The sequence below is a fragment of the Variovorax paradoxus genome, assembly GCF_030811855.1.
GTDB classification, from domain to species: domain Bacteria; phylum Pseudomonadota; class Gammaproteobacteria; order Burkholderiales; family Burkholderiaceae_C; genus Variovorax; species Variovorax paradoxus_L.
This window is the reverse complement of record NZ_JAUSRN010000001.1, coordinates 765,508-786,078: the sequence shown is the minus strand read 5'-3', so window position 1 is coordinate 786,078 and position 20,571 is coordinate 765,508. Positions and strand designations below refer to the sequence as shown.

Annotated in this window: 17 protein-coding genes; 12 read left to right on the top strand and 5 right to left on the bottom strand. The window is 66.6% G+C overall.

Translation table 11 applies throughout. The annotated features are described in order from the left end of the window. Nucleotides 1-47 precede the first annotated feature (47 nt). The 7 genes from J2X92_RS03950 to J2X92_RS03920 all read left to right on the top strand — a co-directional run bounded on the left by J2X92_RS03950 (nucleotide 48) and on the right by J2X92_RS03920 (nucleotide 9,226). On the top strand, nucleotides 48-1,247 hold the full coding sequence (locus tag J2X92_RS03950; protein ID WP_307573538.1) for an MFS transporter: 1,200 nt from the start codon (nucleotides 48-50) through the stop codon (nucleotides 1,245-1,247). A 192-nt stretch (nucleotides 1,248-1,439) separates the two neighbouring features. Beyond that, a complete protein-coding gene (locus J2X92_RS03945; protein WP_307573537.1) occupies nucleotides 1,440-3,221 on the top strand; it encodes an alkaline phosphatase D family protein in 1,782 nt (593 codons plus the stop codon). Between the two features lie 247 nt (nucleotides 3,222-3,468). After that, on the top strand, nucleotides 3,469-4,473 hold the full coding sequence (locus J2X92_RS03940; protein WP_307573536.1) for an SMP-30/gluconolactonase/LRE family protein: 1,005 nt from the start codon (nucleotides 3,469-3,471) through the stop codon (nucleotides 4,471-4,473). Next, nucleotides 4,470-5,399: a YncE family protein gene (locus J2X92_RS03935; RefSeq protein WP_307573535.1), complete on the top strand. Its 930-nt coding sequence runs from the start codon at nucleotides 4,470-4,472 to the stop codon at nucleotides 5,397-5,399. Before J2X92_RS03940 ends, J2X92_RS03935 begins: the two co-directional genes overlap by 4 nt. Next, nucleotides 5,381-6,958 carry a sugar ABC transporter ATP-binding protein gene (locus J2X92_RS03930; protein WP_307573533.1) on the top strand — a complete coding sequence of 526 codons (1,578 nt, stop codon included), beginning with the start codon at nucleotides 5,381-5,383 and terminating at the stop codon, nucleotides 6,956-6,958. The genes J2X92_RS03935 and J2X92_RS03930 overlap by 19 nt, the downstream gene beginning before the upstream one ends. Further along, nucleotides 6,955-8,055 carry an ABC transporter permease gene (locus J2X92_RS03925; protein ID WP_307573531.1) on the top strand — a complete coding sequence of 367 codons (1,101 nt, stop codon included), beginning with the start codon at nucleotides 6,955-6,957 and terminating at the stop codon, nucleotides 8,053-8,055. The genes J2X92_RS03930 and J2X92_RS03925 overlap by 4 nt, the downstream gene beginning before the upstream one ends. Before the next feature lie 43 nt (nucleotides 8,056-8,098). Continuing rightward, complete coding sequence (locus J2X92_RS03920; RefSeq protein WP_307573530.1) at nucleotides 8,099-9,226, top strand: ABC transporter substrate-binding protein; 1,128 nt, start codon at nucleotides 8,099-8,101, stop codon at nucleotides 9,224-9,226. A 19-nt stretch (nucleotides 9,227-9,245) separates the two neighbouring features. Here the strand turns inward: J2X92_RS03920 and J2X92_RS03915 are convergent, their stop codons facing one another. After that, nucleotides 9,246-9,902 (bottom strand): ABC transporter ATP-binding protein, encoded by a 657-nt coding sequence (locus tag J2X92_RS03915; RefSeq protein ID WP_307573528.1) that lies wholly within the window; start codon nucleotides 9,900-9,902, stop codon nucleotides 9,246-9,248. A 169-nt stretch (nucleotides 9,903-10,071) separates the two neighbouring features. Here J2X92_RS03915 and J2X92_RS03910 point away from each other — a divergent pair, with 169 nt between their 5' ends. The 3 genes from J2X92_RS03910 to J2X92_RS03900 all read left to right on the top strand — a co-directional run bounded on the left by J2X92_RS03910 (nucleotide 10,072) and on the right by J2X92_RS03900 (nucleotide 14,556). After that, nucleotides 10,072-10,989 carry a protein NO VEIN domain-containing protein gene (locus J2X92_RS03910; protein WP_307573527.1) on the top strand — a complete coding sequence of 306 codons (918 nt, stop codon included), beginning with the start codon at nucleotides 10,072-10,074 and terminating at the stop codon, nucleotides 10,987-10,989. A 349-nt stretch (nucleotides 10,990-11,338) separates the two neighbouring features. After that, nucleotides 11,339-12,409, top strand: a complete 1,071-nt coding sequence (locus tag J2X92_RS03905) for a glycosyltransferase family 4 protein (protein ID WP_307573854.1) — start codon at nucleotides 11,339-11,341, stop codon at nucleotides 12,407-12,409. 2 nt (nucleotides 12,410-12,411) lie between these two features. Beyond that, the gene (locus tag J2X92_RS03900) at nucleotides 12,412-14,556 is read left to right on the top strand and encodes an amylo-alpha-1,6-glucosidase (RefSeq protein ID WP_307573525.1); all 2,145 of its coding nucleotides are present in this window, start codon (nucleotides 12,412-12,414) and stop codon (nucleotides 14,554-14,556) included. On the opposite strand, the gene J2X92_RS03895 is transcribed toward J2X92_RS03900, so the two are convergent. Both J2X92_RS03895 and J2X92_RS03890 read right to left on the bottom strand, forming a co-directional pair. Next, on the bottom strand, nucleotides 14,553-15,014 hold the full coding sequence (locus J2X92_RS03895) for an SET domain-containing protein (RefSeq protein ID WP_307573524.1): 462 nt from the start codon (nucleotides 15,012-15,014) through the stop codon (nucleotides 14,553-14,555). The two genes, J2X92_RS03900 and J2X92_RS03895, sit on opposite strands and share 4 nt — an antisense overlap. A 61-nt stretch (nucleotides 15,015-15,075) precedes the next feature. Continuing rightward, nucleotides 15,076-15,996, bottom strand: coding sequence for a LysR family transcriptional regulator (locus tag J2X92_RS03890; RefSeq protein ID WP_307573853.1), 921 nt, complete (start codon nucleotides 15,994-15,996; stop codon nucleotides 15,076-15,078). 141 nt (nucleotides 15,997-16,137) lie between these two features. Here J2X92_RS03890 and J2X92_RS03885 point away from each other — a divergent pair, with 141 nt between their 5' ends. Further along, complete coding sequence (locus J2X92_RS03885; RefSeq protein ID WP_307573522.1) at nucleotides 16,138-17,031, top strand: amino acid ABC transporter substrate-binding protein; 894 nt, start codon at nucleotides 16,138-16,140, stop codon at nucleotides 17,029-17,031. A gap of 2 nt (nucleotides 17,032-17,033) precedes the next feature. Further along, nucleotides 17,034-18,350 (top strand): aminotransferase class V-fold PLP-dependent enzyme, encoded by a 1,317-nt coding sequence (locus J2X92_RS03880; protein WP_307573520.1) that lies wholly within the window; start codon nucleotides 17,034-17,036, stop codon nucleotides 18,348-18,350. Here the strand turns inward: J2X92_RS03880 and J2X92_RS03875 are convergent. Together J2X92_RS03875 and J2X92_RS03870 are read right to left on the bottom strand one after the other, a co-directional pair. Beyond that, the gene (locus J2X92_RS03875; RefSeq protein WP_307573519.1) at nucleotides 18,313-19,251 is read right to left on the bottom strand and encodes an alpha/beta fold hydrolase; all 939 of its coding nucleotides are present in this window, start codon (nucleotides 19,249-19,251) and stop codon (nucleotides 18,313-18,315) included. The genes J2X92_RS03880 and J2X92_RS03875 overlap by 38 nt on opposite strands. Nucleotides 19,252-19,344: 93 nt before the next feature. Continuing rightward, nucleotides 19,345-20,571, bottom strand: coding sequence for a M20 family metallopeptidase (locus J2X92_RS03870; RefSeq protein ID WP_307573517.1), 1,227 nt, complete (start codon nucleotides 20,569-20,571; stop codon nucleotides 19,345-19,347).

Below are 20,571 nucleotides of genomic sequence, written 5' to 3'. Positions count from 1 at the left end.
GTTTTCGTCTCGCCCGGTCCCAGGCCCGGCTTCCTCAGGAGTTCCTCATGGACAAACGCCTACTCGTTCTGGCCTCCGGCATGTTTGCGATCGGCACCGACAGCTTCGTCGTGGCCGGCGTGCTGGGCCAGGTGTCTTCTTCACTTGATGTGTCCATCGCATTGGCTGGCCAGATGGTCACGCTCTATGCCCTGAGCTATGCGCTGCTGTCGCCGGTCATCGCGGCGACGGCCGCGCACTGGCCGCGCAAGCGGCTGCTGCTCGCGGGTCTCGCGGTGTTCGTGGTCGGCAATGTGATCACCGCGGTGGCGCCGAACATCGAGCTGGTGCTGGCCAGCCGGCTGCTGGCTGGGCTTGGCGCGGCCATGTTCAGCCCGACGGCCACCGCCACCGGTGCCTCGCTGGTGCCGCCCGAGCAGCGCGGACGCGCGCTCGCCATCGTCATTGCGGGGCTGTCCAGCGCGACGGCATTGGGGGCACCGCTGGGCACCTTCATTGGAGGCTGGCTGGACTGGCGCGCGACGATGTGGTTCGTTGCCATCGTCGGCACGATCGCGGCAGTCGGCGTGGCCTGGCGCCTGCCCAACATTCCCAACCCGCCGGCCGTCAGCCTCGCGCGACGTCTGGCACCGCTGGGCGATGCGCGCGTGCTGCTCACGCTCCTGACCACGTGGCTGGTGTATGCGGGCCTCTTTTTGGTCTACACCTACATCGGTTCGAGCTTCGACCGCGCAACGGGCGGCGACGCGCGCGTGCTGGCCGGTCTGCTGCTGCTCTGGGGCGTGGCGGCAACGGCGGGCAACCTGGCCGCCGGCCGACTGACCGACCGCTTCGGCAGCCGCCGCATCATCAACGTGGCCATCGCGCTGTTGGCGCTCGACTTTGCGCTGCTGCCCTGGAGCTCGGCTTCGCTTGCGACGGCCGTGCCCGCGCTGATCGTCTGGGGCGTGTGCGGCTGGGGCCTGCTTGTGCCGCAGCAGCATCGGCTGATCAGCATCACGCCGAGCGCGGCGCCGCTGCTGCTGGGGCTGAACTCGGCGGCGGTCTATGTGGGCGTATCGATCTCGGGGCTCGCGGGCGGCGCGGCGCTCGCGTGGTTCGACAGCCATTTTCTTGGCCTTGTCGGTGCGGCCTTCATTGCGGTGGCGCTGTTCGTTGCCGAGTGGGCGCAGCAACGCATCGCGCGCGCGGATCGCCAGTCTGCGGCTGCCACTGCCACTTCCATTGCGCCCAACGCAGTGCGCTGATGGTGCGGAAAAGCCCGCCATCCTCTGCACCGTTCGAAAGAATTGCGGCAAGCACGCCGTGCGCTTGCGACTGACACGGGCGTCGGCGCAAGCCTACGAAAAAATGGAAATTCTTCACATTCAATGGCGCCGACGTCGAAAGGGGATTGAGGCGTGCGGTGCGTCTCACCGTCGGCGGACCAGGAGACAGCCATGCGCACTGACGACAAGAAGAATGACCAGACAAGCCCCATCGCCGACGACGGCGGCATCGATCCCCAGCAAGGCCTGACAGGCACCACCCGACGATCGCTCTTGCGGAGCGCCGTGCTGTTCGCGATGTTCTCGAGCGGCGGCATCGGCCTGACCGCGTGCGGGGGTGGCGGCGGCGGTCACGGGGGAGGAGGGGGCTTCGGTGGCGGCGTGGGCGGCGGCAGGCCGCCAGATGGTTCCAGCTCGGTGTTCAAGCACGGCATCGCCAGCGGCGATCCGTTGTCCGACCGCGTGATCATCTGGACGCGCGTGACGGCGCTCGCGCCGGGCACCATCAATGTCGACTGGGAAGTGGCAAGCGATGACCGCTTCGGCATCATCATCGCGCGCGGCACCGCCAGCACGGGGGCCGAGCGCGACTACACGGTCAAGGTGGACGTCACCGGCCTTCAGCCGGCCAGCACCTACTTCTATCGTTTTGCCATAGGCAACGACAACTCGCCCGTCGGCCGCACGAAGACGCTGCCGGTGGGCGGTGTGTCGCAGGCCAAGCTGGCGGTGGTGTCGTGCTCCAACTTCCCGAGCGGCTACTTCAACGTCTATGCCGAAATCGCCAAGCGCACCGACATCGACGTGGTGCTGCACCTGGGCGACTACATCTACGAGTACGGCCGGGTGGGCTATGCCTCGCAGCTCGCCATTGCCATCGACCGCGAGTCGAACCCCGACCACGAGCTCCTGTCACTCACGGACTATCGCCTGCGCCATGCGCAGTACCGCACCGACAACGACCTTCGCGCCCTGCATGCGCGGCTGCCCATGATTGCCGTGTGGGACGACCACGACGTGGCCGACGATGCGTGGTCGGGCGGCGCCGAGAACCACGACGATTCGACCGAAGGCAGCTTTGCCGCACGGCGCGCGGCTGCCGTGCAGGCCTACCACGAGTGGCTGCCGACGCGGCTGCCCGACCCGGCCAACCCGCTGCGGATCTATCGCTCGTTCGACATCGGCACGCTGGCATCGATGCACATGCTCGACACCCGCCTGATCGGCCGCGAAAAGCAGGTCACGCTCAGCCAATACCTCGCCGGCGAGGCCTCCGCGCCCACGCGTCAGCTGCTGGGCCAGCCGCAGGTCGACTGGCTGTCCGGACGCATCGCCGCATCGCCTTGCACCTGGCAGGTGCTCGGGCAGCAAGTGCTCATGATGCGCATGCACATTCCCCTGAGCGTTGCGGCCAACTTCAGCCTGGAGACGCTGACCGAATACCTCGCGGCGCTGGCGCTCCCGGAGTCCGCACGCAGCGAAAGCCAGCGCGCCCTGATTGCGCAGCAGAAGGTGCCCTACAACCTCGATGCGTGGGACGGCTACCCGGCTGCGCGCGATGCCGTGCTGGCCATGGCGCGCAGCCAGGGCAAGAACCTGATCTCGCTGGCCGGCGACACGCACAATGCCTGGTCCGGGAACCTCACCGATTCCTCGGGCCAGCGGGTGGGGGTGGAATTCGGCACCTCCTCGGTGTCCTCCCCCGGTTTCGAACGGGCGCTGCCGCTGATCGCCAACGACCTGCTGTCCGATGGCTTCAAGCGCATGGTCGACGACCTGCGCTACGCCGAGACCAGCAAGCGCGGCTATGCCGTGCTGACCCTGACAACGGCCGAAGCGCGCTGCGAATACATCGAGATCAGCACGGTGTTCAGCCGCGACTATTCGGTGCGGCTGGCCGCCACGCTGCGCGTGCTGCCGGGCGCCAGCAACCTTCAGGTGCTCGTGGCCTGAGCCTGCACGGCACCGCTCGGGCGCGCCTGCCTCGGGTGCGCCCGTGCTTGCCTCTTTCGACCGACTTCGACTCTGCCTTGGCTCCACTGCGTGGAGGGGCCCTCGTGCGCCCTCGCACGTCCGCGGACGATGCTCTTCTTTGATCACCTCCGGTTATTGATCGATCAAGAGCTTTCAATTTACGGGGATCAATCGCCTGCCTACGATTGCCGCCAACGATTCCCGCAAAACAGTCGGAGACAAGCAGATGGAAAGAACGCTCATGGCCGCGACGGCTAAGGGATGGACTCGGCTCGACGCGGACAGCGCCGAAGCTCTCCACGTGGACACGCGCATCGACATCTTCGATTCTCGGCTATCCCCGGTGGTCGAAGGCGCCCGTCTCGAGCACCTCTGCACCGGCGCCGAGTGGAGCGAAGGCCCGGTCTGGATGCACGAGGACGACGCCGTGCTCTGGAGCGACATTCCCAACAACCGCATGCTGCGCTGGAGTGCGCAGGGCGGCATGGCGGTCTGGCGCGGCGGCGTCGAGTTCACCAATGGTCACACGCGCGACCTGAACGGCGATCTGCTGCACTGCTCGCACGGACTGCGCGCCATCGTGCGCACGCGGGCTTCGCCCGGTGGTGTGCATGCCGGCACGCCGGACGAGATCGTGGTCGACCGCTATCTCGGCAAGCGCCTCAATTCGCCCAACGACATCGTCGTGAAGCGCGACGGCACGATCTGGTTCACCGATCCGCCCTACGGCATTGCGAGCGACCGCGAAGGCCACCGCGCCGAGCGCGAGCAGGCCGCCAACTTCGTGTTCCGCTTCGACCCGGCCAACGGCCGGCTCGACGCCATGACCGATGCGGTCGAGGAACCCAACGGCCTTGCGTTCTCGCCCGACGAATCGCTGCTCTACGTGAGCGACACCTCGGCCGCGATGCGCGGCGAGGGCGGCGGACGCCACCACCTGATGGTGTTCGACGTGGATGCCGGCGGGCTCTCGAACCCGCGCGTCTTTGCCGAGGTGAACCCCGGCCTGCCCGACGGCTTTCGCCTCGATGCGCAGGGTTGGCTCTACACCAGCAGCCTGGACAGCGTGCAGGTCTATCACCCCGACGGCAGCCTGCTCGGCAAGATCCATGTGCCCGAGAAGGTGGGCAACCTCAGCTTCGGCGGCGCCCTGCGCAACCAGCTCTACATCGCAGCGAGCACCTCGCTCTATCGCATCACGCTTCGAACGGAAGGAATCCAGCGTCCATGACACAAGAAATCTTGCTCCTGGTGGAAAAGTGCAGCCACTGCTTCAGCTACTACGACGTAGCGAGTGGCGAGCGACTGCACAGCATCCAGCTCGAAGAGTTTCCGCATGAGTTCGTGGTGGACACGGCGAAGCGTTTCGCCTACGTGGGCCACTACGGTGTCGAGACCTCGGGCCACCTGGGCCATGGCGGCACGCGCATCTTCCAGATCGACCTTGCCGCGCGCAAGCTTGCGCGCACCATCGACATCGCGCCTTTCAACCGGCTGCACGGCATGCAGATGGACGAAAAGGGACGTCTCTATGCATTGAGCGAGGACCGCGCGCAGCTGGTGGTGCTCGACCGCCCCGAGACCGACCCCGCACCGCGTCGCGCCGTGCCCGCCGGCGGCATCAAGAGCCACCTGTTCGCGCTGACGCGCGATGGACAGACGGCCTACGTGATGAACCTGCTCTCGCACACCGTGACCAAGGTGCGGCCGCACGACGCCACGATGGCGCCGGTGTCCTGCTCGCCCGGCGAGAAGCCCGAGGGCTATGCGCTCTCGGCCGACGAGAAGACGCTCTACGTCACTAACCGCTGGAGCAACACGTTCGCGGCCATCGACACCGCGAGCATGAAGGTGCTGCGCGAAGCCCCTTCGCGCGACGACCCGACGCGCCTGTACCTGTACCGCGACGGGCGGCTGGTGGTCACCAACTATGGCGAGCGCAGCCTCTCGGTGGTCGATTCGGCAAGCCTGGAGGAACTGGCCCGCATTCCGATGGAAGCGCGGCCGATCGCGCTGAGCTTCCACCCCACCCGCCCGCTTGCCTTCGTCAGCCAGGACAACGACAAGCTCGGCTACTTCAACATGGAGACGCTGGCTTTCGAACGCTTCATCGCGACCCAGCGCGAGCCGGACGTGTCATGCGTGGTGATGCTGTGAACGGCCCGGCCACCGCGCGCCCCGTGCTGCGCGTCGAGGCGCTGAGCAAGCGCTTTGGCGGCACGCAGGCCGTCGACGATGTCTCGCTGGACCTGCATGCCGGCGAGATCCTCGCGCTGCTGGGCGAGAACGGCGCCGGCAAGTCGACCCTGATCAAGATCCTGGCGGGCGTCTACAGCCAGGACAGCGGCAGCGTGTTCCTGCAGGACCGCCCCGAGGCCGAGTGGCGCACGGTGCCCCGCGACCAGCAGGGCATGGCGTTCATCCACCAGGACCTCGGGCTGGTCGAATGGATGACGGTGGCCGAGAACGTGGCGCTCGGCATGGGATTTCCGCGCCGGTTCGGGCTCATCGACTGGAAGCAGGTCGAGCGCAACGCGCGCCGCGTGCTCGGCCACGTCGGCTGCGACATCGATCCGCGGCGCCGCGTGTTCACGTTGACGCGCGCCGAGAAGTCGCTGCTCGCGATCGGCCGCGCGCTGGATGCCGACGCGCGCGTGCTGGTGCTCGACGAGCCCACCGCCAGCCTGCCGATGGCCGACGTGCAGCGCATGTTCGCGCTTCTGCGGCAGCTGCGTGAGCGCGGCGTGGCAATGATCTATGTCTCGCACCGGCTCGACGAGATCATGGACATCTCGGACCGCGCGGCGGTCATGCGCGACGGCAAGCTGGTCGGCACCCGCGTGACGCAACAAGCGAGCGCGGCCGAACTGGTCGAGCTGATCGTCGGCAGCAAGTTCGATGCATCTCTGCCCAAGGCGCGCGGCGACGGCACCGAGACGCTGCTCACGCTCGACGCGGTGTATGCGGCCAACGCCGGCCCCGTGACGCTGCAGGCCCGCCGCGGCGAGGTGCTGGGCCTGATCGGCCTGCGCGGCGCCGGCCACGAGGCGATCGGGCGCATGCTGTTCGGCCTCATGGAACTGGAGCGTGGCCGCATCCTGATCGGCGATCGGTCCGTTGCGCCGCGCAACCCCGCGGAGGCCATCCGGCTCGGCATCGGGCTGGTGGCGGCCGACCGTATCGATGAAAACCTCGGCGCCAGCCTCAGCGTGCAAGAGAACCTGTTCCCCAATCCCGCGCTCGCGCTCGGCACCCTGATGACGCGGCTCGCGCCGCAAGCCGAATCGGCCGAAGCGCGGCGCCTGATCCGCCAGTTCGACATCAATCCGCCCGCGCCGCATGCCGAGATCCAGAACCTCAGCGGCGGCAACCAGCAGAAGGTGGTGCTGGCGCGCTGGATGAACCTGAAGCTGCCGCTCCTCATCCTGGAGGAGCCCACCGCGGGCGTCGACGTCGGCGCCAAGCGGCAGATCTACGAGATCTTGCGCGAGCAGGCCGATGCCGGCGTCTGCGTGCTGGTGATCTCCACCGACTTCGAGGAGGTCGCCAACGTGTGCACGCGCGCCATGGTGTTTCGCGGCGGCACGGTGGCGTGCGAACTCGGCGGCGCCGGGCTCAGCGTCGCGCGCCTGCTGGTCGCTGCTGCGGGCGGCGACGACACGGCGACACCCGCCAAGAAGACACCCACTACAACACCAGAGGCAATAGCGTCATGACCACTTCCATCCGGGCCACCGCGCTCGAACCCGATCCGTCCTTCGACACCGCCCACACGCTGGGCCTCTTGGGCCGCATGGGTCGGCAGATGCCGGTCTACGGCCTGCCGGTGCTGACCATCGGCCTCATCGTGCTGTTCTCGATCCTGCTGCCGCAGAGCTTTCCGACACTGTTCAACCTGCGCTCGATCCTCAGCGACAAGTCGGTGATCGCCTTGCTCGCGCTGGCCGCGACCATCCCGATGATGACCGGCAAGATCGATCTCACGGTCGGCTACGGCATCGTGCTGTGGCACATCCTCGCGATCAGTCTGCAGACCCAGTTCGGGCTCTCGTGGCCCGCGGCTGTGGCCGTGGTGCTGCTGTGCGGTGCGCTCTTCGGCGTACTCAATGGCGTGCTGGTGGAGCAGGCGCAGATCGACTCGTTCATTGCCACGCTGGGCACCGGCACCGTGCTGTACGCCATCGCCATGTGGCACAGCGGCGGGCGCCAGGTGATCGGCAGCCTGCCCGATGGTTTCGTGAACATCGCGGGCGCCGATCTCTTCGGCCTGCCGGTGACGGCGTTCTACGTGATGGCGCTGGCGGTGGTGCTGTGGCTGGTGAGCGAGCACACGCCGATCGGACGCGCGTTCTACGTGATCGGCTCCAACCCGAAGGCCGCCGTGCTCAACGGCATTCCGCTGCAGAAGTGCGTGATGGGCGCGTTCGTCGCATCGGGGACGCTGTCGGCCTTTGCGGGTGTGGTGCTGGCCTCGCGGCTGCAGATCGGCCAGGCCGGCGTCGGGCTCGAGTTTCTGCTGCCGGCGCTGGTCGGCGCCTTCCTCGGCTCCACCACCATCCGGCCTGGGCGCGTGAACATCTGGGGCACCCTGGTCGGCGTGGCGATCCTTGCCGTGGGCATCTCGGGCATCCAGCAGTTCGGCGGCGCGTTCTTCGTCGAGCCGCTGTTCAACGGCATCACGCTGCTGGTGTCCATCGGCATCGCGGGCTATGCGCAACGCAAGCGCGGCCAGTCGATCAAGCGCCGCATCGCCGAGCAGCAGATCGCCTCGCATCCCGCCACCGGCGCTCCGAAGCTGCCTGCGGAGTCCTGAGGTTCCCTTTTCCCACCACCAACCAGAGCAACGAGAGACAAACATGACAACAGCCTTCTTCCATGCATCCCTGCACCGTGCACGCCGCACGGTGTTCGCCGCCGCCCTGGCCGCGAGCCTTGCCGCCCTGTCGGGCCACGCCATGGCCGACGATTTTCTGGAGCTCGCCAAGACCAAGGTTGCTGCCGCCACCGCGCCGAAGACCAAGTGGGACGGCCCCACCACCGGCCCCAAGGCCGCGGCCGACAAGACCATCGTGTTCGTCGCATCCGACATGCGCAACGGCGGCGTGCTCGGCGTCTCCAAGGGCGTGGAAGAGGCCACCAAGGTCATCGGCTGGAAGGTGCGCGTGCTCGATGGACAGGGGACAGTGCAAGGCCGCACCGCGGCCTTCAACCAGGCGATGGCGCTCAAGCCGGCCGGCATCCTCCTTGGCGGCTTCGACGCCAAGGAGCAGGCCACCAGCGTCAAGAAGGCGGCGGAGGCCAAGATCCCCGTGGTCGGCTGGCATGCCGCGAAGGAATCCGGCGCCGTTGACGGCCTCTTCTTCAACGTGACGACCAATGCGCAGGACGTGGCGGAAATCGCCGCGCTCTACGCGGTCGCCAAGTCCGAAGGCAAGGCCGGCGTGGTGGTCTTCACCGATTCGGCCTACGCGGTGGCCATTGCCAAGTCGAACGCCATGGCCGAGGTCATCAAGAAATGCGGCGGCTGCACCTTGCTGGGCGTGGAGGACACGCCGCTCGCCGATACGTCGACCCGCATGCCGCAGCTGACCACCTCGCTGATCCAGCGCCATGGCGCCAAGTGGACCTATTCGCTGGGCATCAACGATCTCTACTTCGACTTCATGGGGCCGACCTTGCAATCCGCCGGCGGCATGGCAAAGAACCTGCAGAACCTCTCCGGTGGCGATGGCTCGGAGTCGGCCTACCAGCGCATCCGCAGCAAGCGCTTCCAGGCCGGCACCGTGCCCGAGCCGCTGAGCCTGCATGGCTGGCAGATGGTCGACGAGATCAACCGCGCACTCGGCAGCCAGCCGCCGAGCGGCTACTCGACGCCGGTGCATCTGGTCACGGCCGAGAACATCGCGAACGATGGCGGTCCGAACAACAGCTTCGATCCCGGCAACGGCTATCGGGACGCCTACAAGCGGATCTGGGGCAAATAAGCCGGGGCGGGCGCCGCGTTCAACAACGAAGCGGCAGCTCGATGCAGCCGGCGAGTTGAATCTGCGGAACGTGTTCGAGGCGGGCGCTGCTCGCAATGACGATCGCATGGCCCGGCCGCGCCGCGAGCGATTCGATGGTCTTCCACAGGCAGCCGATCGACCGCGCGTCGAGCGCGACTTCGGGCTCGTCGAGCAGCACCAGCGGCCGGCCGGAAGCCAGGGCGGCCGCAAGCCACACCTTGCGTTTCGATCCGGTCGAGAGCATGTACATCGGCTTGTCGATGTGCGGCAGCAGCGAGAAGCCCTCGACGAGTGTTTGCCACAGCGCCGCGTCGAAACCCGCATCGCCCTCGCCCAGGGCGGCCGTGCAGGCACGCGCGGTCACTTGGTCGAAGGCATCCGTGGCCGGGTCGCAGTAGAACACCTGGCTCTTGTAGGCGTTGGGCTCCGCGCCCAGGCGTGCGCCTGACAGTGCCAGTCGGCCGGAAGCAGGCAGCGTGCCGGCGATCACGCGCAGCAGGGTCGACTTTCCGCTGCCCGTGTCGCCATACAGCAGCGCGACGCCTTCGCCGATGGAGGCGCACCAGCCGGATGCCAGCGCCGGCTGGCCAGGGTAGGCGAAGCCCACGTCGTCGAGCTGGAGGATGGGGAGCGGGGTCGGGGTCGGGGTATTCATATGCGGTACGCCTTTGCCGGAATTCTGCCTTGGGCCGATGAGTACCCTTGCGGCAAGCGAAACAATGTAGGGCCGCCGTAACAGGTGTGCGAATGGCCGGCCATCTCAAAAAGGGCGAGCACCGATACGGCATACTCCCACCCCCCTATTCGCCAAAACCCCCCGCTGCATGGACAAGGAAGTCGATCCCCCCGTACTCGCCGTCATCGACGAGATGCGCCTGTCAGGACCGAGGCTCACGCCGGTCGAAATCGTCGCCAAGATGGGCGTGTTCGACGCGCGCGAAAAGCCGTTCGAGCAGGCCTGGCTGGCGACCGGCGACAACGTCATTGCGACCATCTGGGCGGAATATGTGAGCGTGGGTGCAGGGGGGCGCTGGTTCTGTCTCGAGTCGCTGGACACGCACCATCGGCCGGACGGCGCCGAACGCACCCCCTACCAGATCCAGCGTGCCAAGGATCGGCTGGCGCTGCTCAAGCGCACCTTCGATGCGGAGCAGGGCTTTCGCGCCGTGCTGCAGACGAACCGGGTGCCGATCGCCGAACTCGAAAGCAACAAGAGCGCGAAAGTGTCGACGCGGGTGCGCGACGAGAGCGAATGGCATGTCGCCCTCTGGGAGCCGGTGCGAAAGCTCGCGGTGCTGGTCCGCGGCCCGCGCGGCTGGGTTCCCGACGAAGCCGAAATCAAGGCCTCCAGGGCCCGAGGCAGCGTTCCCGACACCGCGGCGGAAAGCCAGCCGGGCTCCGGACAGGTCTCGCGCGAAGAGGTACAGGCCGCCGCCGCGGCCTACGTGATGCGCCACTTCAAGGGCTACGGCTACAACGCCGAGGACGTGAGCAGCCAGGGCCGCGGCTACGACATCGAGGTGTCGAATGCCAAGGGCGCGACGCTTCTGCGGGTCGTGGTGAAGGGTACCGCCACCGGCCTGCCTGCGTTCCAGCTCACGGGCGAAGAACGCGCCGCTTCGGCGGGCGAGCCGCTCTGGCGCCTGCTGGTGGTCTCCGACGCGCTCGGCCCAACGGCGCAACACAAGATCTACAAGGCCTCCGAAATGGCGCAGGCGCCGGGCTTCGATACGGTGGGCTAGCGGGCAGCAACCGCCTCGGCTTCAAGAAAAAGCGGCGTCCCGCAGTCGGACGCCGCTTTTTTTGCTTCAGGACAACGCACAGGTCCATGCCGGCGGCCGGCGTGGACCTGTGCGCCGGCGCCATGGCCTGCAGCGCTTTGCAAGAGGTTGCCGCCCAGCTTTTTTTGTGACGGATTCTTTCAGGAGCCCGCCGAGCAAAGGGCAGGCGCTCCCCGCGTGCAAGCGGCTTTGGCTGACACCGCGGCTCTTGCAATCCGGAAAAAATGGTTGCAAGGAAGCCGGCCTTCGTTCCATTTCTTCGCTCTCATTCCTTGTTCATTGATTTCCTTTCGAGGAGACTGTGTTGACGATGAAGATCGCGCAGATTGCCCCGTTGTACGAAGCCGTGCCGCCACGGTTTTATGGCGGCACCGAAAGGGTGGTCGCTCACCTGGCCAACGCGCTGGTCGATCAGGGCCATGAGGTCACGCTGTTCGCCTCCGCGGACACGCAGACTCGGGCCCAACTGGCGCCCACCCGGGCACAGGCTCTGCGCCTGGACCCGGCGCCCCTGAAGTCCGACCTGGCCAGCCACATGAACATGCTGCACGAGGTGCGACGGCGGGCGAATGAATTCGACGTGCTCCATTTCCATGTCGACCTGCTGCACTTCCCGTTCTTCGAGGACATGGCGGGCCGCACCCTCACCACGCTTCACGGCCGCCTCGACATTGCCGACCTGCCCGGCGCCTACATGCGCTGGAAGCAGTACCCGCTGGTTTCCATCTCGCGGCACCAGCGCAGGCCGCTGCCGTTTGCCAATTGGCTCGCAAACATTTCGCACGGGCTCGACGAGACGCCCTATGCCTTCGAGCCGAATCCCGGCAGCTACCTGGCCTTCCTCGGACGCATCTCGCCCGAAAAGCGGCCCGACCGCGCCATTGCGATCGCGACCAAGGCCGGCATGCCGCTCAGGATCGCGGCCAAGGTCGATGCGGTCGATGCGCGCTACTTCGCGCAGGAGATCCGGCCGCTGCTGGACAACCCGCTGGTCGAATTCATCGGCGAAATCGGCGATGCCGACAAGGCCGCGTTTCTCGGCGGTGCGCGGGCGCTGCTTTTCCCGATCGACTGGCCCGAACCCTTCGGCCTCGTGATGATCGAGGCCATGGCCTGCGGCACGCCGGTGATCGGATGGCGCTGCGGCTCGGTGCCCGAAGTTATCGAGCATGGCGTGAGCGGTCTCATCGTCGACGACGAGGCGCAGGCCGTCGAAGCGGTGCAGGCCATCGGCGCGCTCGACCGCCGCCGCGTGCGGCAGTGCTTCGACCGGCGGTTCTCGGCGCATGCGATGGCCAGTGCCTATGTTGAGCAGTATGAGCGGCTGGCGGGCGGCAGTGTGCTGCCCCCCCAGGGCGAGCTGTACCCCGAGGCGGCCTGAGCATGAGCGAGGATGTGCCCGCGACCGAACAGGCGGAGCCGGCGACCGAACGCGCGGTGCAGCACGCCTTCGTGCTCAAGGAGGGCGACACCTACTTCGTGATGGATGCGCATGGCGACGTGGGCGGCGGCGTGGACGGCCTCTTTCACAACGACACGCGCATGCTGTCGACCTTCGTGCTGCGGCTGAACGGCGCGCGGCCCTCGCTGCTGTCCAGCGGCGTCAGCCAGGACAACGTGTTCTTCACCGCCAACCTCACCAACCACCCGCTGCCGGTGCTCGGCTCCACGTCGATGCCGCAGGGCGTGATCCATCTCGAGCGCAAGCGCTTTCTCTGGGGCGCGCGGCTGTTCGAGCGCCTGCGGCTCGTGAACTACAGCGACCAGCCGGCGGAGGCGCCGCTCACGCTGCAGTTCGGTGCCGACTTCCGCGACATGTTCGAAGTGCGCGGCCAGCAGCGCGCACGGCGCGGCGAGTTCGATGCGCCCGAGGTGGGTGTGCAGGCCGTGGAGCTGCGCTACGAGGGGCTCGACACCGTGCTGCGGCGGGCCTGCATCGGCTTCTCACAGGTGCCGCGGCATCTGGACGCCGGCACCGCCAGCTTCAGCGTGCCGCTCGCGGCGCACGGCGAATGGACGCTGCACATCGAAGTGGGAATGGAGCCCGCGCGGCCCGGTCCCGAGCGTTTCAGGGACGCCGGCGTGCTCGCGCGGTGGCGCATGCGCGCCCGGCAGCGGCGCGGCTCGCGGCTGGAGAGTTCGGGTCGCCTGTTTCAGGCGTGGCTCGACCGCTCGCGCGCCGATCTTGCGTTGCTCACCACCGACCTGCCGACCGGCCCTTATCCGTACGCCGGCATTCCGTGGTTCTCGACGCCCTTCGGCCGCGACGCCATCGTGACGGCCTTCCAGACGCTGTGGATCGACCCCCGGCTTGCGCAGGGCGTGCTCGAATTTCTTGCGGCGAGGCAGTCGCGCCAGACCTCGAGCTTCCGCGATGCGGAGCCCGGAAAAATCATGCACGAGACCCGCAAGGGCGAGATGGCCGCGGTCGACGAACTGCCCTTTGGCCAGTACTACGGCGGGGTCGACACTACGCCGCTCTTCGTCGCGTTGGCAGGTGCCTATGCGCAGCGCACCGCGGACCACGCCACCATCGACCGGATCTGGCCCGCGCTGCTCGCGGCTTGCGAGTGGATGGAGCGCAACATGGCGCGCCACCCCGACGGCCTCCTTGCCTACCAGCGCGGCGAAACCAGCGGGCTCGTCAACCAGGGCTGGAAGGACAGCCACGACTCCATCTTCCATGTCGATGGCCGGACCCCCGAGGGGCCGATCGCGCTGGTCGAAGTGCAGGGCTATGTGTATGCGGCCTTCCTTGCGATGGCGTCGATCGCCGAGTGGCGCGTCGACTCGGGTGCTGCCCACTGGCGCCAGCGTGCGGCGGCCATGCGCGTCGCGGTCGAGAACCGCTTCTGGCTCGACGACCTGCAGTTCTATGCGCTGGCCATCGACGGCAGCAATCAGCCCTGCCGCGTGCGCGCGTCCAATGCAGGGCATCTCCTGTTCACCGGCCTGCCGATCGTCGAGCGCGCCGTCGCGGTGGGCCGGCAGCTGCTGTCGCCGGCCTTTGCCTCCGGCTGGGGTATCCGCACCCTGCCCATCGAAGCGGTGCGCTTCAATCCGATGTCGTATCACAACGGATCGGTATGGCCGCATGATGCTGCGCTGTGCGCGGCCGGCATGGCGCGCTATGGCGAACGCGAGGGCGTGGTGCGCATCCTCGACAACCTGTTCGAGTCGGCCGCGCACTTCGGCATGCGCCTGCCCGAGTTGTTCTGCGGCTTCGACCGGCAGCCGGGGCAGTCGCCGATCGCCTATCCCGTGGCCTGCCTGCCGCAAGCATGGGCAGCGGGATCGGCCTTCATGCTGCTGCAAGCCTGCCTGGGCCTCCAGGTCGACGGCATCCGGCGCCAGGTGACCATCGTGCACCCGAGGCTGCCGGCCGACATCGACCATCTGCACGTGCGGCATTTGCGCGTGGGCGACGCGCGGGTGGACCTGCATTTCCAGCGGCTGGAAGATCGGATCGTGGTGGTGGCGCAATCGTCGCCAGGGGGGCCGAGGGTGGCGGTGAACCTGCAGCTCTAGGCCGGCGCCAGCATCGTCCCGCGGCAATTCGGCGAGCCGCAACGGCAAGGGTAATTTTCAGCCGGCGAACCGTCGTCCGCGGTCAGCGAGTAGTCGATGAACAACTCGTCGCCCTCATCGACCGGCACAAGGGTTTGAAACTTCAGCAGCAACTCGCCCGCTTCATCGTATTCCTCGACCGCCTCGCAGTTGGGGTCGCAGGCGTGGTTCAGGTGGCGCGTGCCGTTGCCGCCCTTGGCGCCGTCGATCGTCTCGTGGTTGGAGAGCGTGAACAGATAGGTGAGCTGGTCGTCCCACGACTTGGCGGCGATCTGCTGCGGCGTGTAGCGCCGGCCTTCGTAGAGGCCGAGAAATGCCTCGGCCGGCAGATCGCGCGTCGCAAACGCACCGAGTCCGTGCACTCCGCTGGGCGCGACCCGGATGTTGGGTGTGGACGAGGTTTGCTTGCGGGGTTTCATGTGCGAAAGAGCCGAGGAGTTGCGGGACAGGCGAGTGTGCAAGTGTGCACCAGCCGTGCGCTCAAGCGTCCGACTCTTCGTCGGACTGGGCCTGGAACATGCGCGTGAAATCGCAGCATTCCTGCGCGAGCATGACGATGGACGAGGTGAGAGCGCTGCGGTGCTCGCCCTTGTGCATGGCCACGTAGCGCACCACGGGCAGGGCGGGCACCACGTCGATTACGGCCAGCATGCCGGCCGCAACCAGAGGTTCCAGGCACTGGCGCGGAAGATAGCTCACGCCCAGGCCCGACACGGTGAGACCGGTCAGCGCCACGAGGTTGCTCACCACGATGGTGTCGGAAGGCTGCACGCCCTGGTCCTTCATCCAGGCGTCATAGGCGCGGCCGGTGCCAGAGCTCTTGCCCTGCACCAGCATGCGATGCCGCGCAAGCTCGTGCAGCCGCATGCGGCCGGTGGCCTGCACCACACCGGGCTTGCACATCCAGGCACTTTTCACTTGGCCGATGGTCTTGTTCTGCATGCGCGCATCGGCAAAGGTGTCGGGCACGATCACGAGGTCGAGCTCGTCGGCCAAGAGCTTGTCGCGCAACTGCAGGCTGTCGTCGACATCGGGCTCGAGAATGACCTTCGGGTAGTGCCGCTGGATCAGGCCGACGAGCCGCGGCAGCCATGTCATCGCCGTGAGCTCGGTCACGCCGATGCGCAACCGGCGCTCTACCACGCCCGGCTTGCTGAATTGCTCGACCGCGGCATCGCGCTGCTCGAGCAGCCGGGTCGCGAGCACGAACATCTCCTCGCCCTTTTCAGTCAGGCGCGCGGTGCGCTGGCTGCGGTCGAAAAGCTCCGTGTCGAACAGCAGCTCGAGTTCATGCACCCGTTTGGACACGGCCGACTGCGAGGTGTGAAGCTGGTTGGCCGCCTGGGCGAAACCGCCGAGCTTGGCGATCCAGTACAGGGCTTCGAGTTGCTTGAAAGTCATCACGGTGCGTGCCCTTATATTGAATCCTTTTATTCATGTTATTCGATCACAAAAAATCGCTTTTAGAAATTTGAAGGTGCGCAGAAGATTCGCTCCGGTCCTGCCCGTGTACTTCCTGCCTCATTTTCAAAGGAACATTCCATGAACCTCAAACAGTCCCTCGCGCTCGGCGCCAGCATCGCGCTGCTCTGCGGTGCTGCCTTCGCGCAAGAGAGCCCGACGCTGCGCAAGATCAAGGAAACCGGCACGGTGCAGATCGGCAGCCGCGACACGCAGATTCCGTTCTCTTACAAGACCGGCGCCGAGAGCGCGCCGATCGGCTTCACCAACGAAATCTGCCTGAAGGTGGTCGATGCGATCAAGGCCAAGCTCGGCCTTCAGAAGATCGAGGTGCGCTACACGCTGCTCAATTCGACCAACCGCATTCCGCTGGTGCAAAACGGCACGGTCGACCTCGACTGCGCGACCACCACCAACACGGTGCAGCGCCAGCAGCAGGTCGACTTTGCGCCGAGCCATTTCGTCACCAACATCACCGCCGCGGTAAAGAAGAACTCGGGCATCAACTCGATCGCCGACCTGCAGGGCAAGACCGTGGCCACGGTGGCCGGCAGCACGTCCATGCAGCTGCTGCGCGGCTTCCGCAAGACCGAGAACATCGAGGTGCAGGAAATCGCGGGCAAGGACACGGCCGACGCCTTCCTGCTGCTCGCGAGCGACCGCGCCGTGGCTTATGTGCTCGACGACGTGCAGCTGGCCGGCCTGATCGCCAATCAGCCCAACGCCTCCGACTACAAGCTGCTGAAAGACGTGCTGCGGCAAGAACCCTACGGCATCATGATGCGCAAGGACGACCCCGAGTTCAAGGCCATCGTCGACCAGACCGTGACCGAGATGATGAAGTCCGGCGCCATCGACAAGCTCTACACCAAGTGGTTCATGACACCCATTCCGCCGCGCAACGTGAACCTCAACTTCCCGATGTCCGACGCCGTGCGCGAGGTCTACAAGAACCCCAACAACAAAGGCGTTTGAGGATGTCGGTCAATACACACCACGCCAAGGGGATGGCGTTCCCGGACGCGCTGATGCGCGAGGTGAAGCAGCGCTTTCTCCATGTCGACCACGACCACCACGGGCGCGAACGCCTCTACTTCGACAACGCTGGCGGCTCGTTCCGGCTGAAGGCCGCGGCCGAGCGTTTCATGCAGGTCGATGCCATCCCCGACAACGCGGAGCGCATTCACGCCACCGCCGTCGAGCTGCAGCAGATCCAGGCCAGGGCCGGGGCCGACCTGCGCACCATCCTCAACGCGCGCGGCGGTAGCGTCTATGCGTCGCTCACGGCATCGGGCGCGATGTTCGACATGGTGCGCGCAGTGGCCGAGAACGTGCCGGGCACGAACATGGTCACGACCGTGCTCGAGCACCCCTCGTCTTTCGACGCCATGAGCCTCTATGCGGGCAAGACCGGCCGTGAACTGCGAGTGGCGAGGAGCAACCCTGAGACCGGCGGTGTCGATGCCGACGAGATCGTGCGGTTGGTGGACAAGAACACCTGCCTGCTCAACGTGATCTATGCATCGAACATCTCGGGCGCCAAGCTCGACATGGAACAGATCGTCCGACGCGCGAAGGAAATCAAGCCCGATCTCTACATCGTGGTGGATGCCGTGCAGCATGCGCCGCACGGCCTGATCGACCTTGAGAAGACGCCCGTCGACGGCATCAACATGGCGCCGTACAAGTTCTTCGGTTGCCGGGGCTCGGGCCTCTCATGGGTGTCGGAGCGCGCGGCGCTGCTGCCGCACCACAAGCTCGCGGGCAAGAAGCCCGACTTCTGGGACCTGGGCAGCTCCGCGCCGTGGCAGTTTGCGGTGCTCACCGAAGTCGTCGACTACGTGTGCTGGCTCGGCGGCCATTTTTCGGACGCGACCGAGCGCCGCGCGCTGTTCGTGGCCGGCATCGCGCACATCGAGCTGCACGAGCGCGCCTTGCTCGCGGCGTTGCTGGACGGCAGCGGCAAGGCCAGGGGCTTGCGCCAGATCGAAGGCGTGAAGGTCTTCCTCGATCACCCGGACCTGACGAAGCGCGACCTCATCATCGGCATCGGCTTTGCGCAGCTCGACTGCACGCAGGCGGTGGTCGAGTACGGCAAGCGCGGCGTCACGGTCTACGAGCGCGTGGCCAGCAGCATCTACTCGAAGCGCATGCTCGATTCCTTTGGCCTTGAAGGCACGGTGCGGGTGTCGCCGCTGCACTGCCACTCGATCGCCGACGTGGAGAAATTTCTCCGGGTGACGCAGGAGATTGCCGTCAGCGGGAATGGGCTGCGGACAGGAACCGCCGGATGACCGGGACCACCTGCTCGAGGTGCGTCTCGAGCAGCCAGTGGCCGCCGTCCGTCAGCACCAGCTCGGCCTTCGGAAGGTCGCGCAAGTAAGCGCGGGCGGAGGCCTCGGGCATGTAGCCATCGTTGGGTCCCCAGACGATGAGCGCCGGCGGCTGGTGCTCGCGCAGATAGGCCTGGTAGCGCGGAAACCATTCGAGGTTTTTCTTCAGCCCCTCCATCAGCTTGAGCGAGAGCTTGCGACGCGGCGGCGTGTCCATCAAGGGCCAGTGCAGCTTCCACAGGTCGGGCGGAATCTGGGGGGCCTGTGCGGCGGAAACCTCGCCGACGAACTCGGCGCGAAAGCCGTCTTCGCTCACGGCCTCTTCGAGCACCGCGCGATGCTTGGCCGATGGATCGCGCCAGTATTCCTGAATGGCCCGGTACTTGGGGCCGAGCGTGTCTTCGTAGATGTCGCCGTTCTGGATGATCACCGCGGTCACGCGCTCAGGGCGGCGGATCGCCAGGCGCAAGCCGATCTGCGAACCGTAGTCGTGCAGATAGAGCGCGTACCGATCAAGTGCAAGCTTGTCGCAGAAGGCTTCAAGAAAGCCTGCATAGGCATCGAAGTCGAAGCCGAAAGTATCAGCGGGCGGCGTGTCGCTCAGGCCGAAGCCGGGATAGTCCGGCGCGACGAGGCGCCATTGATCGGCCAGTGCCGGCATGAGCCGGCGGTACTGGAACGACGAGCACGGGTACCCGTGCGGCAGCAGCAGCACCGGCGCGTTAACCGGGCCGGCTTCGCGGTAGAAGATCCGCATTCCGTCGACATCGGTGAAGCGGTGCTTGACCGCGCCGGAGTCGACGGTCAGCGGGGAGGCAGCGTGTGGGGGCGTGGATGGTTTGAAAAATGTGCGTTCGGTCATGCAGCCATGCTGCATGCCCAATCCGCCGCGCTGCTGTAGGTCGCGATTGACTTGCCCAGTCGGACGCCCCAACGGGGACATCCGATCATCAGCTCAAGCCAGCAGGTCGCTCAGCGTGCGCGCAATCACCTTGGTGGCGCGGCGCAGGTCTTCGAGCACCACGCGCTCGTCGCTGCGCTTGGCGTGCGACTCGAGCACGGTGCGCGGGCCAGCGCCGTAGATGACGCCCGGAATGCCGGCTTCGCCGTACAGGCGCACGTCGGTGTAGAGCGGCGTGCCCATGGCCTTGATCGGTTCGCCGAACACCGCCTGGCCATGCGTCTGGATGGCATCGACCAGCGGCTTGTTGCCGGCCAGCGGCTTCATCGAATTGGCGAGCAGCAGGCGTTTGATCTCCACCGTGATGCCGGCGCTTTCCGCAGCCGCATCGGCGATCACCTGGCGGATCGTCGCTTCGACCTCGACCGGGTTCTCTTCGGGGATCATGCGGCGGTCGAGCTTGAACACCACCTTGCCCGGGACCACGTTGGTGTTGGTGCCGCCTTCGATGCGGCCTACGTTGAGGTACGGGTGCGTGATGCCCTCGACCTTCGACGTCACCTGCTGGTAGAGCGTGTTCTGCGCATAGAGCGCATTGAGGATCTTGACGGCGCCCTGCAAGGCATCGACGCCCGTGGTGGGGATGGCCGCATGCGCCATCTTGCCGTGCACCGTCACTTCCATCTGCAGGCAGCCGTTGTGGGCCGTGACCACCTCGTAGCTGAAGCCGGCCGCGATCATCAGGTCGGGCTTGGTGAGGCCCTGCTTCAGCAGCCAGCCCGGGCCGAGGATGCCGCCGAATTCCTCGTCGTAGGTGAAGTGCAGCTCGACGCTGCCCTTGGTAGGCTTGGCCGCGGCCTCGAGCGCGCGCAGCGCGAAGGTGAAGCTCGCGAAGTCGCTCTTGCTCACGGCGGCGGCGCGGCCGTAGAGGCGGCCCTCTGCAATTTCTCCACCATAGGGGTCGTGCGTCCAGCCTTCGCCCGGGGGCACCACGTCGCCATGCGCGTTGAGCGCCACGGTGCGGCCTCCGCTGCCGTATTGGCGGCGCACGATCAGGTTGGTGATCGATTCGAGGCCGTATTCCTTGACCTCTTGCTCAGGTACCGCGTGCTTCTCCGCGTCGAGGCCGAAGTCCTTCAGCAGCTCGGCCGTGCGCTCGGCATGCGGCGCGTTGATGCCGGGTGGCGTGTCGGTGGGCACGCGCACCAGCTGCTGCAAAAACTGCACTTCCTCGTCGAAGTGGGCGTCGATCCAGGCGTCGAGCTTGGCGTAGTCGGTCAT

Coding starts and splice junctions, on each gene's coding strand:
- J2X92_RS03950 (WP_307573538.1), top strand. CDS start 48: ATGGACAAACGCCTACTCGTTCTGGCCTCCGGCATGTTTGCGATCGGC.
- J2X92_RS03945 (WP_307573537.1), top strand. CDS start 1,440: ATGCGCACTGACGACAAGAAGAATGACCAGACAAGCCCCATCGCCGAC.
- J2X92_RS03940 (WP_307573536.1), top strand. CDS start 3,469: ATGGAAAGAACGCTCATGGCCGCGACGGCTAAGGGATGGACTCGGCTC.
- J2X92_RS03935 (WP_307573535.1), top strand. CDS start 4,470: ATGACACAAGAAATCTTGCTCCTGGTGGAAAAGTGCAGCCACTGCTTC.
- J2X92_RS03930 (WP_307573533.1), top strand. CDS start 5,381: ATGCGTGGTGATGCTGTGAACGGCCCGGCCACCGCGCGCCCCGTGCTG.
- J2X92_RS03925 (WP_307573531.1), top strand. CDS start 6,955: ATGACCACTTCCATCCGGGCCACCGCGCTCGAACCCGATCCGTCCTTC.
- J2X92_RS03920 (WP_307573530.1), top strand. CDS start 8,099: ATGACAACAGCCTTCTTCCATGCATCCCTGCACCGTGCACGCCGCACG.
- J2X92_RS03915 (WP_307573528.1), bottom strand. CDS start 9,902: ATGAATACCCCGACCCCGACCCCGCTCCCCATCCTCCAGCTCGACGAC.
- J2X92_RS03910 (WP_307573527.1), top strand. CDS start 10,072: ATGGACAAGGAAGTCGATCCCCCCGTACTCGCCGTCATCGACGAGATG.
- J2X92_RS03905 (WP_307573854.1), top strand. CDS start 11,339: ATGAAGATCGCGCAGATTGCCCCGTTGTACGAAGCCGTGCCGCCACGG.
- J2X92_RS03900 (WP_307573525.1), top strand. CDS start 12,412: ATGAGCGAGGATGTGCCCGCGACCGAACAGGCGGAGCCGGCGACCGAA.
- J2X92_RS03895 (WP_307573524.1), bottom strand. CDS start 15,014: ATGAAACCCCGCAAGCAAACCTCGTCCACACCCAACATCCGGGTCGCG.
- J2X92_RS03890 (WP_307573853.1), bottom strand. CDS start 15,996: ATGACTTTCAAGCAACTCGAAGCCCTGTACTGGATCGCCAAGCTCGGC.
- J2X92_RS03885 (WP_307573522.1), top strand. CDS start 16,138: ATGAACCTCAAACAGTCCCTCGCGCTCGGCGCCAGCATCGCGCTGCTC.
- J2X92_RS03880 (WP_307573520.1), top strand. CDS start 17,034: ATGTCGGTCAATACACACCACGCCAAGGGGATGGCGTTCCCGGACGCG.
- J2X92_RS03875 (WP_307573519.1), bottom strand. CDS start 19,251: ATGACCGAACGCACATTTTTCAAACCATCCACGCCCCCACACGCTGCC.
- J2X92_RS03870 (WP_307573517.1), bottom strand. CDS start 20,571: ATGACCGACTACGCCAAGCTCGACGCCTGGATCGACGCCCACTTCGAC.